Source organism: Streptomyces sp. NPDC093544 (assembly GCF_040683495.1).
In the GTDB taxonomy this organism is placed as follows: domain Bacteria; phylum Actinomycetota; class Actinomycetes; order Streptomycetales; family Streptomycetaceae; genus Streptomyces.
Genome location: NZ_JBFBEA010000006.1, coordinates 68354 through 88957 on the forward strand (window position 1 = coordinate 68354; position 20604 = coordinate 88957).

General features: G+C 70.5%; 18 protein-coding genes, 1 tRNA gene and 3 riboswitches. Of the genes, 9 read left to right on the forward strand and 10 right to left on the reverse strand.

The window, feature by feature from the left end; genetic code table 11:
* Positions 1-15: 15 nt before the first annotated feature.
* Positions 16-939: a hypothetical protein gene (locus AB0N66_RS10295; protein ID WP_365431045.1), complete on the reverse strand. Its 924-nt coding sequence runs from the start codon at positions 937-939 to the stop codon at positions 16-18.
* Entirely contained in the window at positions 936-3578 is a 2643-nt protein-coding gene (locus tag AB0N66_RS10300; protein WP_365431719.1) for a prenyltransferase/squalene oxidase repeat-containing protein, read from the reverse strand. The genes AB0N66_RS10295 and AB0N66_RS10300 overlap by 4 nt, the downstream gene beginning before the upstream one ends.
* 239 nt (positions 3579-3817) lie before the next feature.
* A riboswitch (cobalamin riboswitch) is annotated at positions 3818-3887 on the reverse strand.
* Between the two features lie 140 nt (positions 3888-4027).
* A riboswitch (cobalamin riboswitch) is annotated at positions 4028-4104 on the forward strand.
* Positions 4105-4223: 119 nt separating this feature from the next.
* Between AB0N66_RS10300 and AB0N66_RS10305 the strand changes: the two genes are divergently transcribed.
* On the forward strand, positions 4224-5660 hold the full coding sequence (locus AB0N66_RS10305; RefSeq protein WP_365431047.1) for a hypothetical protein: 1437 nt from the start codon (positions 4224-4226) through the stop codon (positions 5658-5660).
* Between the two features lie 125 nt (positions 5661-5785).
* Positions 5786-6787 carry a cobalamin-binding protein gene (locus AB0N66_RS10310; RefSeq protein ID WP_365431049.1) on the forward strand — a complete coding sequence of 334 codons (1002 nt, stop codon included), beginning with the start codon at positions 5786-5788 and terminating at the stop codon, positions 6785-6787.
* On the opposite strand, the gene AB0N66_RS10315 is transcribed toward AB0N66_RS10310, so the two are convergent.
* From AB0N66_RS10315 to AB0N66_RS10325, 3 genes are all read right to left on the reverse strand, one after another.
* Positions 6784-7272 (reverse strand): DUF4430 domain-containing protein, encoded by a 489-nt coding sequence (locus AB0N66_RS10315; protein WP_365431051.1) that lies wholly within the window; start codon positions 7270-7272, stop codon positions 6784-6786. The genes AB0N66_RS10310 and AB0N66_RS10315 overlap by 4 nt on opposite strands.
* 93 nt (positions 7273-7365) lie before the next feature.
* Positions 7366-7437, reverse strand: a riboswitch (cobalamin riboswitch).
* A gap of 104 nt (positions 7438-7541) precedes the next feature.
* Positions 7542-8360 carry a hypothetical protein gene (locus AB0N66_RS10320; RefSeq protein ID WP_365431053.1) on the reverse strand — a complete coding sequence of 273 codons (819 nt, stop codon included), beginning with the start codon at positions 8358-8360 and terminating at the stop codon, positions 7542-7544.
* A gap of 124 nt (positions 8361-8484) precedes the next feature.
* A complete protein-coding gene (locus AB0N66_RS10325; RefSeq protein WP_365431055.1) occupies positions 8485-8961 on the reverse strand; it encodes a hypothetical protein in 477 nt (158 codons plus the stop codon).
* 191 nt (positions 8962-9152) lie between these two features.
* Here AB0N66_RS10325 and AB0N66_RS10330 point away from each other — a divergent pair, with 191 nt between their 5' ends.
* Positions 9153-10151, forward strand: coding sequence for an NAD(P)H-dependent glycerol-3-phosphate dehydrogenase (locus AB0N66_RS10330; RefSeq protein ID WP_365431057.1), 999 nt, complete (start codon positions 9153-9155; stop codon positions 10149-10151).
* 123 nt (positions 10152-10274) lie between these two features.
* Here the strand turns inward: AB0N66_RS10330 and AB0N66_RS10335 are convergent.
* A tRNA-Pro gene (locus tag AB0N66_RS10335) sits at positions 10275-10348 on the reverse strand.
* Positions 10349-10448: 100 nt separating this feature from the next.
* Here AB0N66_RS10335 and AB0N66_RS10340 point away from each other — a divergent pair.
* The 3 genes from AB0N66_RS10340 (at position 10449) to AB0N66_RS10350 (ending at position 13984) form a co-directional block, all read left to right on the forward strand.
* Positions 10449-10973, forward strand: coding sequence for a DUF309 domain-containing protein (locus AB0N66_RS10340; RefSeq protein WP_365431059.1), 525 nt, complete (start codon positions 10449-10451; stop codon positions 10971-10973).
* A gap of 70 nt (positions 10974-11043) precedes the next feature.
* The gene (cobF, locus tag AB0N66_RS10345) at positions 11044-11814 is read left to right on the forward strand and encodes a precorrin-6A synthase (deacetylating) (protein WP_365431061.1); all 771 of its coding nucleotides are present in this window, start codon (positions 11044-11046) and stop codon (positions 11812-11814) included.
* Positions 11815-11896: 82 nt separating this feature from the next.
* On the forward strand, positions 11897-13984 hold the full coding sequence (locus tag AB0N66_RS10350; RefSeq protein ID WP_365431063.1) for an MDR family MFS transporter: 2088 nt from the start codon (positions 11897-11899) through the stop codon (positions 13982-13984).
* Between the two features lie 8 nt (positions 13985-13992).
* Here AB0N66_RS10350 and AB0N66_RS10355 read toward each other — a convergent pair whose 3' ends face one another.
* Positions 13993-14739: a cobalt-precorrin-6A reductase gene (locus AB0N66_RS10355; protein ID WP_365431065.1), complete on the reverse strand. Its 747-nt coding sequence runs from the start codon at positions 14737-14739 to the stop codon at positions 13993-13995.
* Positions 14740-14827: 88 nt separating this feature from the next.
* Between AB0N66_RS10355 and AB0N66_RS10360 the strand changes: the two genes are divergently transcribed.
* Positions 14828-15052 carry a hypothetical protein gene (locus AB0N66_RS10360; RefSeq protein ID WP_365431067.1) on the forward strand — a complete coding sequence of 75 codons (225 nt, stop codon included), beginning with the start codon at positions 14828-14830 and terminating at the stop codon, positions 15050-15052.
* A gap of 13 nt (positions 15053-15065) precedes the next feature.
* Here the strand turns inward: AB0N66_RS10360 and AB0N66_RS10365 are convergent, their stop codons facing one another.
* Both AB0N66_RS10365 and AB0N66_RS10370 read right to left on the reverse strand, forming a co-directional pair.
* Positions 15066-15839, reverse strand: a complete 774-nt coding sequence (locus AB0N66_RS10365) for a sulfite exporter TauE/SafE family protein (protein WP_365431069.1) — start codon at positions 15837-15839, stop codon at positions 15066-15068.
* A gap of 220 nt (positions 15840-16059) precedes the next feature.
* Positions 16060-16617 (reverse strand): MarR family transcriptional regulator, encoded by a 558-nt coding sequence (locus AB0N66_RS10370; RefSeq protein WP_365431071.1) that lies wholly within the window; start codon positions 16615-16617, stop codon positions 16060-16062.
* 192 nt (positions 16618-16809) lie between these two features.
* On the opposite strand from AB0N66_RS10370, the gene AB0N66_RS10375 reads away from it, so the two are divergent.
* Together AB0N66_RS10375 and AB0N66_RS10380 are read left to right on the forward strand one after the other, a co-directional pair.
* Positions 16810-17361 carry a YceI family protein gene (locus AB0N66_RS10375; protein ID WP_365431073.1) on the forward strand — a complete coding sequence of 184 codons (552 nt, stop codon included), beginning with the start codon at positions 16810-16812 and terminating at the stop codon, positions 17359-17361.
* A 143-nt stretch (positions 17362-17504) separates the two neighbouring features.
* Entirely contained in the window at positions 17505-18041 is a 537-nt protein-coding gene (locus AB0N66_RS10380; protein WP_365431075.1) for an NUDIX hydrolase family protein, read from the forward strand.
* Positions 18042-18141: 100 nt separating this feature from the next.
* Here AB0N66_RS10380 and AB0N66_RS10385 read toward each other — a convergent pair whose 3' ends face one another.
* Positions 18142-19956 (reverse strand): ABC transporter ATP-binding protein, encoded by a 1815-nt coding sequence (locus AB0N66_RS10385; RefSeq protein WP_365431077.1) that lies wholly within the window; start codon positions 19954-19956, stop codon positions 18142-18144.
* Positions 19957-20604 lie beyond the last annotated feature (648 nt).

The window sequence follows — 20604 nt, forward strand, 5'->3', positions numbered from 1 at the left end:
ACGGGCCACGGCCGGTCACTCGTTACGGCGGCGGAGGCGTGCGGCGAACACGGCCGCCCCGGCGATGAGCGCGACGAGCCCGAGACCCGTGATCACCGGGATGATCGAGCCGGAGTCGTGCTCGGCGTCGGCAGCGGGTGCGGCGTCGACGACCTCGGGGCCGGGGCTCGGCGCGGCTACGGCATCCGGGGTGGTGGCGCTCGCCGACGGCGACGCCGAGGCGCTCTTGGCCGGCTCGGGTTTCTTCTTCGGCGCGGCGGACGCGGACTTCGTGGGCGTGGCCTTCGACTGTTCGGAAGGCTGTTCGGGAGCGGGGCCCGTGTCGACGTCGGGCGGCAGTTGGGGCGCCTTGTCGGTGGCGGCGGGCTTGGCCGCGGCGCCCTGCGGCCTGGTGTTGCGGGCGCGTAGCTGGTCCGGGGTGACCGTCGGCTTTCCCTCGGTGCCCTCGACGTTCGTACCGCCGAACTTCCACAGGTCGACGCTGCCGGGCCTGGGCTTGTAGAGCATGGCGCCGAGTTGGCTGTATTCCCAGTCCTTGTCCCCCGGGTCGGCGTGCCAGTACGACCAGTACGCGGACGCCGGCGGAGTGAGGACGCAGTCGTCCTCCCGTGGGGTCGGGTACTGCGTGCCGTTCTGATGACCGCTGTAGCCGATGCGGCAGATGAAGGCCGACCCGTCGTGTCCGGTGCCGGTGGTGCTCCAACCGCCCTGGTTCAGCAGCTCGTACCCCGTGGTGGGTGTCGTACCGCAGGAGCGGAGGATCGGGCCGCCCCAGTGGCTGAAGTCGACGGCGAGCACCACGCCGGAGGTGGTGGTGCACCGGCCGATCGGCTGGGGGTCAGCTGCGGCCGAGGCGGCGGTCGCGCCGAGCGCGGCAGCCGTCAGACCCAGGGCCGCCGCGAACCGGAGAGCCAGGCCTGGAGCGGAGAGACGTGTCATCGCTGCTCCTGGGTGCCGGCGCGGCGGCGGGCGGCCACGGTCGTGCGCCATCCGGCGAGGACGAGCAGCGCGGCGATGGCGGCGAGGGCTCCGGCCTGGACTCCGGTGGATGCCAGGTTCCCGCCCGTTCCGCCGTTCGCGGATGTCCCGCCGTCGGTGCCGCCAGGGGTGACGATGTCCGGGGTCGTGGTGCTCGGGCTCGGCGTGGGCTGCGGCGAGGTGCCCGCGAGGCTGCGCTCCAGCTCGCCGAAGGAGATGCCAGTGGCTCCGCTCACCGCCTGGGTGGAGGCCCGCAGGTCGGAACCGCGCTGCCCTTCCTCGGCGACGTTGAAGCCACCGTCGGAGTTCTGCTGCGCCGCCAGGAACTTCCGCGCCTTCGCGATCTCGCCGGAGTACGTCCCGGCGTCCAGCGACAGGCCCTGCACCGCGAGTGCGGCCGAGTTGACGGAGTTGCCCGCGGCGCCCGGGAAGCCGCCGCCGGACAACTGCTTCGAGGCGATCCACGCGAGGGCTTCGGTGACGGCCTCGTCGTGGCCGCCTGCCAGGTCCAGGGTCATCGCCGCGATGGCGGTGGAGTCCACGTCGTAGTCGTCGGTGGACGGGATCAGACTGGGCCAGGCGCCGCTGTCCTGCTGGAGGCCGGCCAGGTAGGAGACCGGTTCCTCGGCCGCCGCCTCCTCACCCGCCCGCAGCTGCGCCATGACCGCCAGGGACTGGGCGAAGACGGACGGGGCGTAGGTGTAGGCGCCCTTGGCGGCGCACGAGGGGTCGGGTGCGGTACTCGGCTTCTCGCATACGGCCTTGTCCAGGGCCGCGATCAGGTCCTGACCGCCGAAGTCGCGAGGGTCGCGGCCCACGGCCTCGGCGAGCAGCGCGGTCTTGCCGATGGCCCCGCCGACCGGGTACGGGGTGCCGACGCCGGTCCAGTCGTGCACGGTTCGGCCTTCGCCGTCCTTGCCGCCCTGGTCCAGGAAGTCGACGATGCCGCGCAGCTTGGCGTTGTCGAGGCCGGTCGCGGCGAGCGCGTAGGCGCCGTCGATGGTCAGACCGAAGTCGGCGCGGGAGGTGCCGGGACCGGCCGCGTAGTACTGGCCCTGCTGGAGGTTGGCGGCGCTCGTGAGATAGGCGACGCCCTTCTTCAGGTCGGGGCCGTCGCCGGGCGGGGTGGTGCCGGGGGGCTCGGAAGTGACCGGCGGGTCGGTCGGCTCGGGTTCCTCGGTGGTGGTCAGGACGGCCAGGCTGGTGCGGGCACCGGCCAGGACCGCCGCAGGCGTCGGGTAGAGGGACGGCTCGGTGGCGCCCTCCTCGAACCCGAAGCCGCCGCCGTCGAGTTGCTGCCGCGACAGCCAGCCGAGAGCCGCGTCGGCGCGAGCGGTGTCACCGAGGGTGCGCAGGGCCTGGGCGGCATAGGCGGTCGCGGCGACGCTGCCGGTGGTGGCGCCGGTGTAGCCGGGGAAGGAGCCGTCCTCGCGCTGGGCCTTGCCCAGGTAGGTACGGGCCTTGCCCACAGCCTCGTCGTGGCCGCCGGCCTGGTGCAGGACCAGGGCGACGAGGCCGGTGGTGGCCGGGTCGCCGTCGCAGTACTCGCCGGGCCGGATGAGGATGCCGGTGATGCCGCCGTCCTGGCACTGAACCTGAGTGAGACGGTCGACGGCGGTGGCCGGGGGCTGCTTCCCGGCGCGCAGCAGCGCCAGTACGGACAGTGCTTGTCCGTCGGTGTAAGTGGCGTTCTGAAAGTCGCCCTTGGCGGTGCAGCCGGGTGTCGGCTCGCCGGACTCGGGGCCGGCCGCGCACACGTTCTTCACGAGGTCGCCGGTCAGGTCGTGGCCGTCGAAGTCGGCCGGGTCGCCCTCGGTGATCTCGGCGAGCAGGGCGAGACGGGCGGCGGCGGTGGCGTCCGGGGCCTGGTCCTTGCCCGCCGGGTAGGCGTAGGCATCGGTGTGGGCGGCGAGGAAGGCGGTGACCTTGTCGAGGGCGGGGCTCTTGCCGTCGGCGGCGGCCAGCGCGTAGGCCGTCTCGGTGGTCAGCAGGTAGTTGGGCGTCTCGGCGCCCGCGTCGACGATGCGTTCGCCGTCCGTCAGGCGTCCCTTGAGCCAGGTCGCGGCGGCGGTCACGTCCACCTCGCCGGGTGCGCCGGTGGGTGTGCCGCTCGGATCGGGGGTGCTGCCGCCCTCTGCGCGGACGTCGTCGGGGCTGAAGGACGGCTTGCCCGTGCTGCCGCCGACATCGGTGCCGCCGAACACCCAGGCGTCGACGTCGCCGTCCTTGAGCCTGCGGTCCATCGCGCCGTACTTGCTGTAGGTCCAGTCGTCCTGGCCGGGCGAGGCGGTCCAGTAGGACCAGTAGGCGGTGGCCTGCGGGGTCAGGACGCACGGCTCCTTGTCCGGAGTCGGGTACTGCGCACCGGAGTTGAAGGAACCGAAGCCGATGCGGCAGATGAAGGCCGGGCCGTCGTGCTCGGTGCCCGTGGTGCTGAAGCCGGCCTCGCGGAGCAGTTCGTAACCGGTGGTCGGGGTGGTGTCGCAGCCGCGCTCGGTCTTGCCGCCGAAGGGCCCGAAGTCGACGGCGACGACGGCGCCCTCGGTGGCGGTGCAGTCGCCGATCGGATCGGCGGCCGCGGGTGTCGTCGTGAGGAACATCACGCAGGAGGCCAGCAGGACCAGCAGCGCCGACGCGAGTGCCGCCACGGGCCCGGGTCGCGTGCCCGTCCGCCCGTCTCTTCGCTCTTCGGTCCCCACCACGGCCCCCTCGTCACCTGCCCGGCGCGAACGAGAACGTGGCTGAAAGCCCCCGCCGCGAGGGGAGAACCCTGCGCGCGGAAGGCGGTCGCACCACGCCGTAGTCCGCGACGGCGTCTGTTGCTGATGAACACGCTCCAGGTGTTCCGGCTCGCCCGATGAAATCGGGCCCACGGTTGCGGGTCAGCGCCGGGTTTCGACCGGCTTCCCCTGGAACTTGTTGCGTATCAGGCGGATTTGAACATGGTTCACCGAGAGCGTCAAGGTGGGGCACAGGTCAGCACAGGGATTGTCCGGAGCACCACTGGCAACGCGGTTGCCGGTCGAGTACCGTCCGGCACTGCCGAGTGGGGGAACCCGGTGGGAGTCCGGGGCTGACGCGCAGCGGTGTGGGGTGGCGGAGGAGCCGTCCCGAGCCCGAATGCCCAGGCGGCGAAGCGTCATCAGCCGGTCCACGCGTTTCGGACACCGGCCACGCCCGCTGCTCCGCCGGCCGCCACGGCCGCGCACGGGGTCGGGCCGGCGTCCCTCATCCCAGGAGCAGGCATGCCCCGTACCGCATCCACGCCCTCGAATTCGCTTTCGTCATTCCAGCGTCCCGCGCTGGTCGCGGCCGCCGTACTCGGTGCGTTCGCACTGACCGCATTGCCCGCAGCTGCCACCTCCACCCCCGCGCAGATCGCCACTTCGAAGACGAACGGCGGCGCGTATCTCAAGGCCCTTCAGGCGGCGGATGGTTCGTACGCCGGCTCGGGGCTGTCCAACGAGTGGGCGTTCAGCGCGTTCGCCGCCGCGGGCACCGCCGCCGTGGACGTCACGCCCGGCGGCGACGCGAGCAAGAACGCGCGAACCGTCTACCGCAACCTGCTGTCCACCAGCGGCTGGCCGTCCTCCTCCCCCGTGGTCACCGACTACGAACGCGGCACGCTCAACGCCTACGCCGCCGGCATCGACCCGGCCCGCGTCTCGGCCTCCCGCAACCTGATCTCCGACATCTACGGGTACTGGCAGACCGCGGAGACCGGCTACTTCGGCCCGTCGGCCAACTTCAACGGCACGGTGTTCGCCGCCCTCGCGCTGAACGGTGCCAAGACCCAGTCCGGCCAGGTCCGCATCCCGCAGTCCCTGCGCGACGCGGTCGTCACCCGCGTCCGCGCCAACCAGCACAACGACGGCGGCTGGAACTACAGCAAGGCCGAAGGCAACGCGACCCAGTTGGCCGCGGCGAGCGACATCGACATGACCGGCGCGGCGATGGCCGCCCTGTGCGTGTCCGGCGTGCCGAACACCGACGCCGACATCGTCCAGGCCAAGACCTTCCTCAAGGGCAAGCTGGTGGCCGGCAGCGGCGCCTTCAACGCCATGTTCGGTGTCAACACCGACTCCAACGGCTGGGCCGTCTCGGGCCTCAACGCCTGCGGTATCAACCCGCAGACCGGCGACTTCCTCACCTCGATGGGCAAGACCCCGGTCGACTTCCTCATCGCCCAGCAGATCAACCCCGGCGGCGGCTTCAAGTACCTGCCGAGCGACACCCAGCCGTCCGCGTACGCCTCGATCGACGCGGTACGGGCCGTCGTGGGCGGCGGCTTCACGGCCGCCCCGCCCGTTCCGGCCACATCCGGGGCGCCGCAGTGGGTGAGCCAGGGCACCTTCACCTCCGGTACGGCGACGAAGCTGGCGCTGACCGTGGATGACGGCGCCGGCGGCCTCAAGGTCTGCTCGGTGTCCCTCACTCCGACCGGCACCACGACGACGCTGGGCGCGGTCCTCGACGCGGCGATCGGCGCCGCCACCCCGTCGGGCTGCGTGACCGGAGTGACCCCCTCGTCCGGAACCGGCACGATCACAGCCGTCAACGGCAAGGCGAACAGCGGGGCGAACACCTTTAAGGTGAGCGTGGACGGCTCGTCTTTCGGGAGCGCGGTCCGCGGGCAGGTGATCAACGTGGGTGACACCATCGCGTTGCGCTGGGGGGCGTAAAGCCTGCGCGGGCGCCCGGAGACCGTGAGCGGCCCGGAGACCGTGAGCGCCGGGAGACCGTGAGCGCCCAGGGTCCGTCCGGCGGATCCGGTCGGAGGGGCACAACGGTGTCCTAGAGTCGCGGTGTGCGCATCGTCTCCCTGCTGCCCGCCGCGACCGACATCGTCGCCGAGCTCGGCCTCATCGCGCAGTTGGCCGGCCGGTCCCACGAGTGCGACTGGCCTCCCGAGGCGGTGGCCGGCGTACCCGTGGTCACCGGCGCGGACTTCGCGCCGGACGACCTCAGCAGCCGCGAGATCTCCGACGCGGTGGGCGGTGCGACACACTCCGGGTCGTCGCTCTACACGCTCGACACCGACGCGCTGGCCGAGCTGCGGCCGGACGTCGTGCTCACCCAGGACCTGTGCGACGTGTGCGCCGTCTCCTACGCGAAGGTGACCAGGACCGTGCGTCTCCTCGACGCCGACACCCGGGTCCTCAGCCTGGAGCCGCGCACACTCGACGACGTACTGGACTGCCTGGTCACGGTCGGGGATCTGCTCGGCGTGCGGGAGCGCGCCGAGCAGCGGAGGGCCGAGCTGCGGGAGCGCCTCGACCGGGTACGCCGGCTGACGGCGGGCCGGGCCCGGCCCCGGGTCGTGGCGATCGAGTGGCTCGATCCGCTGTGGCCCGCCGGACACTGGGTGCCCGAACAGATCACGTGCGCCGGAGGCGAGCCGCTGCTGGCCACTCCCGGGGAGCACACCAAGCCCATGACGTGGGACGCCGTGCGCGCGGCCCGCCCGGACGTCGTCCTGGTTCTGCCGTGCGGTTTCCCGCCCGAACGGACTCTGCGTGAGCAGGAGTTGCTCACCGGACTGCCGGGCTGGGCGGAGCTGCCCGCCGTACGCACGGGCAGTGTGTGGGTGCTGGACGGACCGGCCTACTTCAACCGGCCCGGCCCGAGGGTCGTCCGCGGCGCCGAGGTTCTGGCGCACGTGCTCCACGGGGTGCGGGCCGGGGACGCGGTGACGGCGGCCGAGGCGCGGCCCTTACAGGGCGCCCCGGCCGCTGACGGACCGAACGGATCAGATGGACCGGATAGACCGAACCGACCGGGTAGACCGAACGGACCGGAAACGGGCTAGAACGCGGTCCAGGTGAACGCCACCTCGTCGCCGGTGTTCAGCTCGAACTGGCAGCCGCCGACCGGTATCGACGTGCCGTTCACGGAGATGTTCCAGTAGGCGACGCCACCGCCGTCGACACCCTTGATGCTCTCGACGAGGTAGTCGTCGAACGAGGCGTACCAGGTGCCGTCCCAGGTGAAGTGCCGCTTACGGGCGGCGTCGTCGAGGGCGGCGGTCGGCGTCGGGACGGCGCTCGGGTGGGCGCCGCCGTTGGTGCCGTCGCATCTGTGGGTGCCCCCGGCGGCCGTCGTCACCTCGTGGCCCTTGGTCCTGATCTTCCCGTGGAACACAGACCCGTCCGGGCCCTGCACGGTCAGCGCCACCTTCACGGCGGCGTTCGTGTCCGTCACATCCTGGGTGAGCGCGACGGCCGGGGCAGAGGTGAGGGCGAGAGACAGGGCGGCGACGGCGACAAGCGCGCGGCGTGCGGGTTTCCGGTGCAAAACGATGCCTTCCTCGGCGTGGGCGGCCCGCAGCCTGAGCTGTCGGCTTCGCGCTGCAGACCATGACAGTGGAAGCGGTGCACGACGTACGCCGGGTGCTCCGACTCGCGGCCGAGAAGGCCGCACACGGTTGCAGGTCAGCGCCGGACTCCCACCGGCTTCCCCCGGTCGTACGCGGCTTCGACTCGCCCTTGAGCAGGTCGAAGCCCGGGCATCGTACGGTCGGCAGGCTCGCTCGGCCAGTGGGCCCCTCTCCGTCAAACACTCCGTCAGGCCGCGCTCGTCTCCTCGTGGCGCTGCTGTATCCGCGCGATGACGCGCTCCCGTCCCAGCCTCTTGGCCTGCCGGAGCTTGGCTTCCGCGGCGAGCACCGGAATCCAGAACAACCAGCCCCACAGGCTGAAGTCCACCACTCCGCTCCACACCAGCGTCTTGTTCAGACCGAACGACAGGACGAACGTCAGCACATACGCCGCTACCCGATGGGCAAGAAGCAGGCGTAGCGGTGCGTTTCGGGGCCCTTGCAGGAGCTCGACCGCCGCGGCCAGTTCGGCGGCGTGGAGGTCTTCGCCAAAACCCTCGCCGAACTCGCCGCGGGCGGCTTGCCGCAGCGCTTCGGTGACCAGCACGCTCTGGTCGGCGACGGCTTCCTGTTCAGCCTGCCCCTGAAGGGCACTTGACTTCACGTCGTCCCAGTAGCCGCGTCCGGCCCAGCCGGTCGCAGCGTCGACTCGCTCGCGTTCGCGCGACCCGGGCGGCGCCAACTCCTCGATCCTTGCCTGCAAGGGCACCGCACGGTTCGAGCGCCCCGGGTAGGCGAAGGCGTCGGCGCGAAGGCACAACTCCAGATACGACACCAAGAGCCCGAGATCGTCCGGTGCGAGCGCGAGTCCCTGGCGATACGCGGCCTCGGCCTCGGCGTCGTGGTCGTCCTCGTCCTCCGCGGCGTGTGCCTGCCCGAGCCAGCGGAAGAGAACGGGATCCGGCCCGCACTCCTCGAGTCCCGCCTCCGCCGTTGTCCTCACAGCGGCATAGCCGCCCACTGCGAAAAGCTCGGAGCACCGCTCTGTGTACTGCTGCCGTTCCACGTCCCCACCCCAGTCGTCCGAACAAGCACCTTCCGTAGTGATCAGTACCGCTGTCAATATCTGCTTGATCACGATGCGCAGGTCAACGACGTGCGGCGGGCAGGTTCACGGGCGGCGGGGCCCGCTAGGACGAACTGGCGGTGGGGCCCATGCCGCGCAGTTGCTGGATGGTTCCGCCGAGCTTCGCGCGGAACGGCTCGAGCATCTCCTCGGGCGCGGTGACGACCCAGCGCGAGCCGACGAGGTACTTGCCCCCGTAGACGCTGGCGGTGTCCAGCCAGGTCAGCTTGTACTTCTCCTCGGGGAAGGTCGTGATGGCGTAATCCGCGTTCTCGGTGTGGCAGACACCCACGCGCAGTTCGTCCGCCTCGGTGCGGATCGTCACCTTGCACCCGGTCAGGTTGGCGATCACCTCGACCTTGGCCGGCGCCACGACCGCGGCCGAGGGGGCGGCGATCTTCGCCTGCCCGCGGTCCGCGGCGGTGTCGTCCTCGCCACCACTGCAGGCCGTGGCCAGCGGGAGAAGGGCCAGGCTTCCGGCGAGTGCGGCGCCGCGTGCCAGGTTGCGGCCGGTGTGTCCTCGCGATTGCTGCTGGGGCACGTCGCCTCTCCGTCTCGGGACTGCTTCTGCCCGCGAGGGCGGACAGACGTACTCGACGAGGGATACGGACGAACACCGGTGGCCGTTCACCACGTAAGCCGGGCGCAGGGCCATCGTCGTCCCGCTCGTCAACCCCCGCCCCACGCCTGCCGGATAGGGTGCCGGGACCAGTGCAGAAGGAGAACAAGCAGATGACTCGGGTTGCGGCGTTCTCGGCGGGCTCCTGGGGTACGACGATGGCGGCCGTGTTCGCCGACGCCGGCAACGGAGTCCTCGTGCACGCCCGGCGCTCCGAAGTCGCCGACGCGATCAACACGCGCCACGAGAACCCCGCCTATCTGCCGGGCGTCGTTCTCCCGGACGCGCTGCGCGCCACCACCGACCCCGCCCAGGCACTCACCGGCGCCGACCTGGTGCTCCTGTCGATCCCCGCCCAGACCCTCCGCGCCAACCTCGCCGCCTGGGCCCCGCTGATCGAACCGCGTGCCGTGGTGATCAGCCTCATGAAAGGCGTCGAGACGCACTCCGGACTGCGCATGAGCCAGGTGATCACCGAGGTCACCGGTATTCCCGACGAGCGCGTCGCGGTCATCTCCGGCCCCAACCTCGCCCGGGAGATCGCCGCGCGCCGGCCCGCCGCTTCCGTCATCGCCTGCCGCGACGAGACCGCCGCCAAGAACATCCAGGCCGCCTGCCACACCCCCTACTTCCGGCCCTACACCGCCACCGACGTCGTCGGCTGCGAACTCGGCGGCGCCGTGAAGAACGTGATCGCCCTGGCAGTGGGCCTCGCGACCGGCATGGGCCTCGGCGACAACGCGAAAGCGCTGCTCATCACCCGTGGCCTCGCCGAGACCTCGCGCCTGGGAACCGTCCTCGGCGCCGACCCGCTGACGTTTTCCGGGCTCGCCGGCGCGGGCGACCTCATGGCCACCTGCTCTTCGCCGCTGTCCCGCAACAGAACCTTCGGCGAGCGCCTGGGCCAGGGCCTCACGGTCGCGGAGGCGACCGTCGCCACGAACCAGACCGCCGAGGGAGTCAAGTCCTGCCGGGCGATCCTCGACCTGGCCCGCGGCCACGGCATCGAGATGCCCATCACCGAAGTCGTCGCATCCGTCATCGACGGACACTCCACGGTCAAGGAAGCGGCCGGCCTGCTCATGGCGCGCACGCCCAAGACCGAGCGGTAGATCAGCTCGCTCAACCCCGAAGAACCCGGCGACCCCGGCGACCCCAAAACACCCCAGAAACCCCAGGCACCCCATAGGAAAAGGGCCCTCACAGGCTCTCGCCTGCGAAGACCCTTCGCACCGTCGGGACGACAGGATTTGAACCTGCGACCCCTTGACCCCCAGTCAAGTGCGCTACCAAGCTGCGCCACGTCCCGATGCGTTTCACCCGCGGTGACCCGCGTGATCGTGCGAACAGAACTTTACCCCACCCCGGGGGCTGCTCCGTTAATGGCACAGGCGCGCGACAATCGGGGTATGAGCGGGACATCTGAGGTTCGGCAGGGCAGCGGGCGGGATCGGGACCCGGACGGGCGGGCGCGGAACGCCCGGCCGCGTGACGGGCTGGGGCGGCCGCTGCCGTACGGGGCGGCCGGTGTGGAACGGCAGCCCGAGGGCCTCGTGCGCAGTCCCGAGGAGACCGTCGCCGAGGCGCAGACGCTGCTGGACGGGGGGAAACCGTTCCACGCGCACGAGGTCTTCGAGGACGCCTGGAAGGCGGGCCCCGAGGAGGAGCGTGCGCTGTGGAAGGGACTGGCCCAGCTCGCCGTGGGGCTCACGCACGCGGCCAGGGGCAATACGACGGGCGGTGCTCGGCTGCTGCGGCGCGGTGCGACGGCAGTGGAGGGGTGGGCCTCGGGGACCGGCCGGGCACGCCCCTACGGGCTGGGCCTCGCGGAACTGGGCTCCTGGGCAAGGGATTTGGCGGTATCGGTGGAGCGGGACGGTACGGCGATCAGCGCCACGGCCTGGGCCCCGCGGCTGCGCGGACGCCGCGCCTGACGAAACCGCGCCCCCTCCTCGCTCCGGGTGCGGTGGTTCCACTGTCAGTGGTGTGCGGCAGACTCTGGGTGTGCGAAAGATTCATGTCATCGGGATCGGGGCGGGTGACCCCGACCAGCTCACGCTTCAGGCGGTCAAGGCGCTGAGGGACACGGACGTGTTCTTCATCCTGGACAAGGGCGAGGTGAAGGCCGACCTCGTCCAGCTGCGCCGTGACATCCTCGACGCGCACATACCAGAGGGGACGTACCGGCTGGTCGAGGCACGCGACCCGGACCGGGATCGGTCCGCCGGGGGTGCGGCGTACTCGCCGGCGGTCGGGGACTGGCGCAGCGCCCGCGCCGAGATCTACCAGCGCCTGATCTCCGAGGAGCTGGGCGAGGAGGAGAGCGGCGCGTTCCTGGTGTGGGGCGATCCCTCGCTGTACGACAGCACGCTCGGCATCCTGGAGGAGATCCTGGACCGGGGCGCGGTGTCGTTCACGTACGACGTCGTGCCCGGGATCAGCAGTGTGTCCGCGCTGGTCGCCCGGCACCGCACGGGCCTCAACCGGGTCGCCCGGCCCGTCCAGATCACCACGGGCCGCCGCCTCTCGGAGGGCTTCCCGGACGGCGTCGACGACGTGGTCGTCATGCTCGACGCCCACCAGGCCTTCCGGCAGTACGCCGACGAGGACATCGACATCTACTGGGGCGCCTACATAGGCACCCCCGACGAGATCCTCGCCTCGGGCCCCATTGCCGAGGCGGCCCCCCGCATCGAGCGGCTGCGCGCCGAGGCCCGGGAGCGCAAGGGATGGATCATGGACACGTATCTGCTCCGCAGGCATCCGAAGGGGTAACACGCTCGGCTGGGGCGAGGGCTGTACGCCGGGCGGGTCGTCCCGCATGCACACGGCGCACGCCGGTGTGAAGGTGACGATTGTGACGACCACCAAGGAATCCGTGCCGCCCGCCGCGGAGGCGCCCGCACCGCCGGTGCTGGACAAGCGGCGCCGCAATGTCGTCTTCGTGACGATCATGCTGGGCATGCTCCTCGCGGCCCTGGACCAGACGATCGTGGGGACCGCCCTGCCGACGATCGTGTCGGATCTCGGCGGCGCGGCGCACATGTCGTGGGTGGTGACGGCGTACCTGCTGGCGGAGACCGTCTCCACCGTGCTGGTCGGCAAGTTCGGTGACCTGTTCGGCCGCAAGGTGGTCTTCCAGGCCTCGGCGATCATCTTCATCAGCGGTTCCTTCCTGTGCGGCCTCTCGCCGAACATGACGATGCTGATCCTCTGGCGCGCGGTCCAGGGCATCGGCGCGGGCGGTCTGATGGTCACCGCCATGGCCCTGATCGCGGATGTCATTCCGCTGCGGGAGCGCGGCAAGTACCAGGGCGCGATCGGTGCCGTCTTCGGCGTGGCCACCGTCATCGGGCCGCTGCTCGGCGGTCTGTTCACGGACCACCTGACCTGGCGCTGGGCTTTCTACGTCAATGTGCCCATCGCGATCGTCGTCGTCATCGCCGCGGCCCGCACCATTCCCGTCGTGAAGTCGGTTACCCGCCCCGTCATCGACTATCTGGGCATCGCGTTCGTCGCGATCGGTGCCAGCGCCCTGATCCTGGCGACCAGCTGGGGCGGCAACCAGTACGCCTGGGGTTCGGGCATGATCATCGGCCTGTTCGCGGGCGGTGTCATCGCGCTCGGCCTGTTCTGCTGGGTCGAGACCCGCGCGGCCCAGCCAACTCTGCCGATGCGCCTGTTCGCCAACCCCGTCTTCACGGTCTGCTCGGTCCTCAGCTTCATCGTGGGCTTCGCGATGCTCGGCGCGATGACGTTTCTTCCGACGTATCTGCAGTACGTCGACGGCGACTCGGCCACGGTCTCCGGCGTCCGCACCCTGCCCATGGTCATCGGCCTGCTCATCGCCTCGGTCTTCAGCGGCAACGTGGTCAGCAAGACCGGCCACTACCGGATCTTCCCCATCGTCGGCTCGCTGGTGATGGGGGTGGGGCTCTATCTGCTCTCGCTGATGGGACCGCAAACCAGCACCTGGCTGGCGTCGCTGTACATGTTCGTGCTCGGCGTCGGGATCGGCCTGTCCATGCAGGTGCTGACAATCGCTGTGCAGAACACCGTGCCCTACTCCGACCTCGGCACCGCGACCTCCGGCGTCACGTTCTTCCGTACGCTGGGCAGCTCTTTCGGGACAGCCGTCTTCGGCACGATCTACACCAACTCCCTGAAGCCGAACCTCACCGACGGGGTCGCGGCGGCCACGCGCACCGGCGCGGCGGATCCAGCCACGATCGCCCAGGCCTCGCAGAGCCCGGAAGGGCTGAAGAAACTGCCGTCGGCGGCGGCCGAACCCATCATCAACGCGTACGCCGACACGCTCCAGACCGTCTTCCTCTGGACGGTCCCGGTCGCGATCCTCGGCTTCATCGTGGCCCTTTTCCTCAAGCAGGTGCAGCTGCGCGACAGCGCGCGGATGGGGTCGACCGACATGGGTGAGGGCTTCGCGTCCCCGTCCAGCGCCGATTCGCGGCGAGTCCTGGAAGCGTCCGTCGGAAAGATCATCGGCGGTACGGAGCTGGACACCGCGCGCCGCATCGTCACCGATTCCGACACCCGCCTCGATGTGGCCGGGGCGTGGGCCGTGATGCAGGTGGAGCTGTTCACCCGGATGGTCGGCCATGCGAGTCTCGGGCTGATCGCCGCCCGGCGTCGGCTGCCCCCGGAGGTCCTCGTACCGGTCTTCGACCGTATGGTCGAGGAGGGCTACCTCACCCGCGACGGCTCACTCCTCTCGCACACCGCGGCGGGCGAACGGGAGGCGCAGGTCCTCGGCAAGGCGTGGGGCAGCTGGCTCGCCCAGCGTGTGGAGCAGGACATCGGCCGCCCGTCGGGCGAGGACCTGCGCGCCGCCGTCGACTCCATCGCCAAGCGTCTGCTGGTCGAGGACCTGTCCAATGGCCTGCCGTCCGGCCGGCAGCTGGAGCCGGCCTCCGGCGCACCCGGCTGACGTGCCCGTCAGCGCGCGCCGAGGTCCAGCCTGGCCAGGGCCGACGCGACGTCCGGGACCGCGCTCACACCGTCCGGAAGGGGCGGGCGGCGTACGACGACCACCGGAAGGCCGAGCTCACGTGCGGCCACGAGCTTCGCCGCCGTCGCCTCTCCCCCGCTGTCCTTGGTCACCAGTACGTCGATGCGTTGCTCGCGCAGGAGAGTCCTCTCGCCGTCCACCGTGAACGGACCGCGCGCCAGCAGCACTTCGATGTTCGGAGACAATGGCGGTTCCGGCGGCTCCACCGACCGTACGAGAAAGTGCAGTTCGGACAGCTCCGTGAAGGCGGCGAGGCCCAGGCGGCCCGTGGTGAGGAAGACGCGACGGCCCAACTCCGGGAGCAGCGCGGCGGCTTCGGCGAGGGAGGCCGCCGAGTGCCAGCGGTCGCCAGGGCCGGGGCGCCAGCCGGGGCGGCGCAGCACCACGGCCGGAACTCCGGTCGCCGCCGCGGCCCGAGCCGCGTTCGCCGTAATGCCCGTCGCGAACGGGTGCGTCGCGTCCGCCACCGCATCCACACGGTGTTCGCGCAGCCACCGCGCCAGACCGTCCGCCCCGCCGAATCCGCCGATCCGTACCTCCCCGTCGAGCGCTCCGGGCCGGGACACGCGCCCCGCCAGCGACGTGGTCACCCGCACAGCGGGGCTCGCCGCCAGCCGGGCGGCGAGTTCTCGCGCCTCGGTGGTGCCGCCGAGGACCAGGACGTGGGGGGACATGGGATCGAGCGTACGGGGCGCGCCATCTCCGACGATCGCGCGTCGACGACCTTTGCGGCCTTCACACCGGCGACGAGCGACGCGGCGAGTGCGTATCTGCGCTCCAGCCACACAGGCATCTGGCGGTCGTCAAGAACGTCCCCACCAGACCCTCTATTTCCTGCTCACTTCGGGCGGATCCGCGCTCTACGGCCAGATCGCGCTCGCCTCGCTGATGAGCCCGGAGATGACGTGGACGGAGGAGGCCCGCGTCCGGCTCTACGCCGAGAACGTGGCCGAAGTCCTCCTGAACGGTCTGTCGTTGCCGAACTGAACCGCCCGCCCGGTCAGCGCAGCAGCAGCTGCGCTCCGCCCACCACCGTCGCCGCGATCACCAGCCGCTCGAAGAGCCGCTGGTTGATCCGGTTCACGGCCCACTTGCCCAGAGCGGCCCCCGGCAGCACGAAGGCCGCCAGCGCCGCGTCCAGGAGCAGCGAGTTCCCGTCGATCAGGCCGAGGCCCACGCTGAACGGCACCTTCGACACGTTGACGATCAGGAAGAAGAAGGCGGAGGTGCCCAGGAAGCCGAGCTTCCGGAAGCCCGCTGACAGGAGGTACATGGACATCACGGGGCCGCCCGCGTTGGCGACCATCGTGGTGAAGCCGCCGAGCACGCCGTACGAACGGGCCTTGATCCGGCCCGTGCGCGTCGCCACCGAGTCGGGTTCGTCGTCCTCCTTGGCGACCCGCCTGCGCCACAGGGTGACCGCCGCCATCAGCAGCAGGATCGCGCCGATCGAGGTGCGTACGACCCCGTCGTCGGCCCACACCAGGAACAGCGTGCCGAGGACGACTCCCGCGGCGACCGCCGGGAACAGCCGCCAGAGCGTGGGCCAGTGGGCGTGGCGCCGGTAGGTGAGCACCGCGAGTACATCCCCGACGATGAGGATGGGCAGCAGCACCCCCGTCGAGGCGCGGGCGGGCAGCACGGCGGCGAAGACCGCCAGGCTGACCGTGTTGGCCCCGCTGACGGCGGTCTTCGAGAAACCGACGAGCAGGGCCGCGGCGGCGAGCGCGGCGAACTCCCAGACAGATATGTGCCAGAGCGTCATCGTGTTCATGCGGGAACCGATGCTATGCCCACGCATCTCACGAGCGTAAGGACTGTCTCGCCCATTGGCCCCTGAGACGCTCTTGGGTCGCACGGCGGACCGACGGCGAGGGGCTCGTCAGCCCCGTCCGACGCCCGGCCAGGGGCCGCCACCGATGGATTCGCCTTCCGCCGGTGCCGAGTCGATCCGTACGACCGCGGTGCACCGCGAGCCCGACGGGAGGCTGGCGTCAGGAGTCTTCCGCCGCCGCGTCTCCGGGGCACGAACCGTTCCCGAGTCCCAGCGTGGCGAAGGCGCCGGCGAACGACGCGAAGCCCTCGGCGCCCAGCGGTTGCACGACGCGGCGGCGCACCGAGTCGGCGAACACCCTGGCCACCGCCGTGGCGGTCTCGCGGCCCTGCGGCGTCAGTGCGGCGTACGTCACCCTGCGGTCCGATCTCGACGGCCGGCGCTCGACGAGCCCGGCGTCGGCCAGCTTGTCGACCACTCCTGTCGTCCCGGCGGTGGAGAACCCGAGCGTCTGGGCGACCAGCCGCATCGGGGCCGCCTGCTCCGGAGCGGTGGCCAGGAAGCACAGCACTTCGAGCAACGACTGTGGCAGCCCTATCTCGCGCTGCGCGTCACCGAGGAGCTGGTCCGACAGCTCCCGGAATCCGGCCGCCAGAGTGCTCCAGCGCTGGAGCAGTTCGGCCTCCTCGGCGCTGGGGGACCCGGCCGAGCCGGCCTTGGGACACTCCCCCGAGGCAGACCATTCGACCCGCCCCGCCGCCTGCTGGGACTCCCCCATGCACTGGCTCCCGTCTCCCGATCCCGTTCTGACCCGCTTGCCGAGGATACCCCGGCCAGCTACTATCTCGCTAACTACCTAATAGTTGACAACATATTGAATTCTCAAACAGCTGGGACAGGGCAGTATGCGTTCCGGCGCCTGGATCACCGTGAATCCCCCCCAGATCGCTCACGAAAGGCCCGACCGATCATGTCCAACACCACCTCGAACTCCCACTCCTCCGGTTCGCTCGCGGACATCGGTCCGGGCCGCTGGACGCTCGACCAGGCCGGCTCGTCGGTCCGCATCCAGAACAAGACGCTGGCGGGCCTCATCAACGTCAAGGGCGTCTTCACCAAGGTCAGCGGCGAGGGCGAGGTGCTCGCCGGAGGCGGTGCGCACGGCAGCATCACGATCGACGCCGCCTCCGTGGACACCAAGAACACCAAGCGTGATGTGCACCTGCGCTCCGCGGACTTCTTCGACGTCGACAAGCACCCCTCGCTCGTCTTCACCGCCACCGATGTCACCCCGGTCGGCGAGGGCACCGCCCAGGTCACCGGTGAGCTGACCGTGCTCGGCAAGAGCAACGCGCTCTCCTTCACCGCGGAAGCCTCCGAGATCTCGCCGGACGCCGTCACCCTCACCGCCGAAGTCCCGGTGGACCGCAGGGAGTTCGGCATGGCCCTGAAGCAGGCCAAGGTGATCAAGCCCGTGGCCATCGTCACGCTCACCGCGCGCTTCGTACGCCAGTCCTCCTGACGCCCGCTTCGCACGCAGGTGCGCGCGGCTGACAGGGAACCCCCGCTCCCGGGCACGGAAGTGGTACGAGTCACGGTCGTCCTGGAGGGTCTGACCTGGAGCGGCGCGCACCAAGCGGGAGCCATGGAAAGTACGATCAACGAATGGCTGACACGACCGAAACCACGCCCGGCTGGCTGAGTACCGACGACCTCGAGCTGGCGCGCGCACGTATGCCGATCCTCTACGTCGAGGCCGTGCCGGTGCGCGTCGACGACAACGGCGAGGTGACCAGCATCGGACTCCTGCTGCGCATCGGGTCGGACGGGACGGTGAGCCGTGCCCTCGTCTCCGGCCGGGTGCTGCACCACGAGCGGGTCCGGGACGCCCTCATGCGCCACCTGGAGAAGGACCTCGGCCCGGTGGCACTGCCCCGGGTCCCGGCCTCCCCGCAGCCCTTCACCGTCGCGGAGTACTTCCCGACGCAGGGCACCACGCCCTTCCACGACCCCCGCCAGCACGCGGTGTCGCTCGCCTACATCGTCCCGGTGGCCGGCGACTGCCGCCCCCGGCAGGACGCTCTCGACCTGGTCTGGTTCAGCCCGCAGGAGGCTTCCTCACCCGTGGTCCAGAACGAGATGCCGGGCGGACAGGGAGTCCTCCTCAAGCAGGCCCTCGCACACGTCGGCTGCCTGTCCTGACCGAGGGCGTTCGGCCCACGGTCAGGGCGCCGTCACGGAGCCGGCCTGCCACTCGGGCCGGGTGCGCACATCGGCATCAAGTGAGCCCGCACGTGCTGCTTCAGTGCAGGTCCGCCCGTGCGGGGCTGTCGTCGAGGAAGCCGCCCGACTGGTGCTGCCACAGCTTCGCGTAGGCGCCTTCCGACATGAGCAGCTCCTGGTGGGTGCCCTGCTCGACGATCCGTCCGCGGTCGAGGACGACGAGCTGGTCCATGGTGGCGACCGTGCTCAGCCGGTGTGCCACCACGAGTGCCGTCCGGCCTTCCATGAGCCGCCACAGCGCCTCCTGGACGAGGACCTCGCTCTCGGAGTCCAGGGCGCTGGTCGCCTCGTCGAGCAGCAGGATCGGCGCGTCGCGCAGGATCGCCCTGGCGAGGGCGACCCGCTGGCGCTGTCCGCCTGACAGCTTCACACCGCGCTCGCCCACCATGGTGTCGAAGCCGTCCGGCAGCGCGTCGGCGAACTCCGTGACGTGTGCCGCCTCGGCCGCGCGGCGGATCTCGGCGTCGGTGGCGTCCGGCCTGGCGAACGCGATGTTGTCCCGCAGCGAGCGGTGGAACATCGCCGGGTCCTGCGGCACGTAGGCGGTCAGGCTGCGCAGGTCCGCCTGGCGCAACCTGCTGATGTCCTGCCCCCCGATCAGGATCCGGCCGTTGTGGATGTCCGTCATCCGCAGCAGCAGCCGGGTGAGCGTGGTCTTGCCTCCGCCGGACCGGCCGACGAGACCGATCCTCGCCCCGCTGGGCACAGCCAGGTCGAGTCCCTCGAAGAGCGGTTCCGCGCCCGCGTGGGCGAAGGTCACCTCCTCGAAACGGACGTCGGCCGCCCGGGACCGCAGCGGCTCCGGCGACACCGGGTCGAGCACGGTCGGCGGCGTCAGCAGCAGTTCGGTGAACTGTGCGGCCTCCGTCATCGAGCTCTCCACGCGACGGTAGATCTGGTTGAACTCGAACATGATCCGCGTCGCGTTGGTGTAGTACATGAAGGCGACCACGACCGACTCGACGCCGTTGGCGCCCCCGCCGAGCGCGACCGCGAGCAGCAGGCCCAGCGCGTTGGTCAGCACGGACATCGGCGCGACCAGTGTGTCGATGCGCAGGTTGCCGTAGTCCCACGACCGCAGCATGAGCCGCCGCGACACCGCGACGCGTGAGCGGTGCTCGGCGGCCTCGCGCTCCTCCGCGGCGAACGCCCGGACCGTGTCCATGTTCATCAGGCTGTCGGCGACGTGCCCCGACACCCTGGCGATCGCCTCCTCACGCTGGTCGACGAGGGCCTGGCGGCGCCGGATGAGGGGCACCACGCACAGCGCCGTCAGCGCGATCATCACCAACAGGCCTACGACGAGCAGCGGTTCGTACAGCCACAGCACCACCGAGCCGAACGCCAACGGTACGAAACTGCCCACGACCTGGAACGTCATCGTGTCCACGAAGTCCTCGAAGCGGGAGGCGAAGCTCAGCACCCGCTTGGTCAGCGACCCGGCGAAGTTGTCGTGGAAGAACGCGGCGTCCTTGGCGAACAGTTCGTCCATGCCGATCACATACAGGTGCTCGATGCCGAGGGCGTCGACACGGTTCAGGCAGTGCAGGCCGATGCGCCACAGCGTCTCCGCGAGCAGCAGTACACCGGCGAAGGCGAGGACGTAGGGCAGTGTCGAGCCGACGGCGATATCGGCGTCGGCGGCGATTTTGCCGACGAGCTTCGCGATGACCAGCGGCGCGATGTAGTTGATGCCGATGTTGCCCAGCGCCGGCAGCAGCATCGCGGGTACCGTCAGCCGCCGGAGCCGGGCCAACTCCCGTCCGTAATAACGAAGTGCGAGGAGTACCGAGCCCTTGCCCGGTAAATCCTCACGCGATTCAGGCGATCCCATCCCAACCCTCGCTCGGAGAGGTCCCCGACAGACGGGGTACGACGACGGAGCCTCCGCGCGGCTCTCGGCGACGCCGACGTGCGAGTACGGGCAGGCCAGGACTCGAAGTGTCCCGTGCCGCCGTCCGCGGAGTCCAAGCGTTTTTCTCAGCCAACGGCATGCCGCTCACGGAGCTATCCAGCGCTGAGGACCCGTTCGAGCTGTCGCAGCGCCGACGTCGGCCCACAAGCCCACCGCAGGTTGAGGCGGGGACTCCTCGCAGCTTCGCCAAGGTGCCGGAAAAGGACCCGATGAAACCGCGAAAAGGCCCGTGAAACGGCGCGGATTGACGGGTCCTGAAGAAAGCACGCGACATTATGGTGGAGATGCGACGGCCGGATCAGCCGGGGCCTCGCGGACTTCATCCCGTCGCCATTCCGGAAACTCCCACGAGCGTCGACCAGCTGAGCCAGGAATGGCTTCTCCGCGACTTCGCAGGCGGGGTCCCCAGGCGCAGGGCACTCGCCCTCTACGCCGCACAGGGCCCGTATCGCGGACTCGCTGTTCCCGACATCGACGACCACCGCGGCCGCGTGGCGGCACAGGCCCACCTGGTACACGGTGTCGAAGAACGACCGGACGGCCGCGCCCGAACTCGAAAGGTTCCTC

Coding starts and splice junctions, on each gene's coding strand:
- AB0N66_RS10295 (WP_365431045.1), bottom strand. CDS start 939: ATGACACGTCTCTCCGCTCCAGGCCTGGCTCTCCGGTTCGCGGCGGCC.
- AB0N66_RS10300 (WP_365431719.1), bottom strand. CDS start 3,578: ATGTTCCTCACGACGACACCCGCGGCCGCCGATCCGATCGGCGACTGC.
- AB0N66_RS10305 (WP_365431047.1), top strand. CDS start 4,224: ATGCCCCGTACCGCATCCACGCCCTCGAATTCGCTTTCGTCATTCCAG.
- AB0N66_RS10330 (WP_365431057.1), top strand. CDS start 9,153: ATGACTCGGGTTGCGGCGTTCTCGGCGGGCTCCTGGGGTACGACGATG.
- AB0N66_RS10340 (WP_365431059.1), top strand. CDS start 10,449: ATGAGCGGGACATCTGAGGTTCGGCAGGGCAGCGGGCGGGATCGGGAC.
- AB0N66_RS10355 (WP_365431065.1), bottom strand. CDS start 14,739: ATGTCCCCCCACGTCCTGGTCCTCGGCGGCACCACCGAGGCGCGAGAA.
- AB0N66_RS10365 (WP_365431069.1), bottom strand. CDS start 15,839: ATGAACACGATGACGCTCTGGCACATATCTGTCTGGGAGTTCGCCGCG.
- AB0N66_RS10370 (WP_365431071.1), bottom strand. CDS start 16,617: ATGGGGGAGTCCCAGCAGGCGGCGGGGCGGGTCGAATGGTCTGCCTCG.
- AB0N66_RS10375 (WP_365431073.1), top strand. CDS start 16,810: ATGTCCAACACCACCTCGAACTCCCACTCCTCCGGTTCGCTCGCGGAC.
- AB0N66_RS10380 (WP_365431075.1), top strand. CDS start 17,505: ATGGCTGACACGACCGAAACCACGCCCGGCTGGCTGAGTACCGACGAC.
- AB0N66_RS10385 (WP_365431077.1), bottom strand. CDS start 19,956: ATGGGATCGCCTGAATCGCGTGAGGATTTACCGGGCAAGGGCTCGGTA.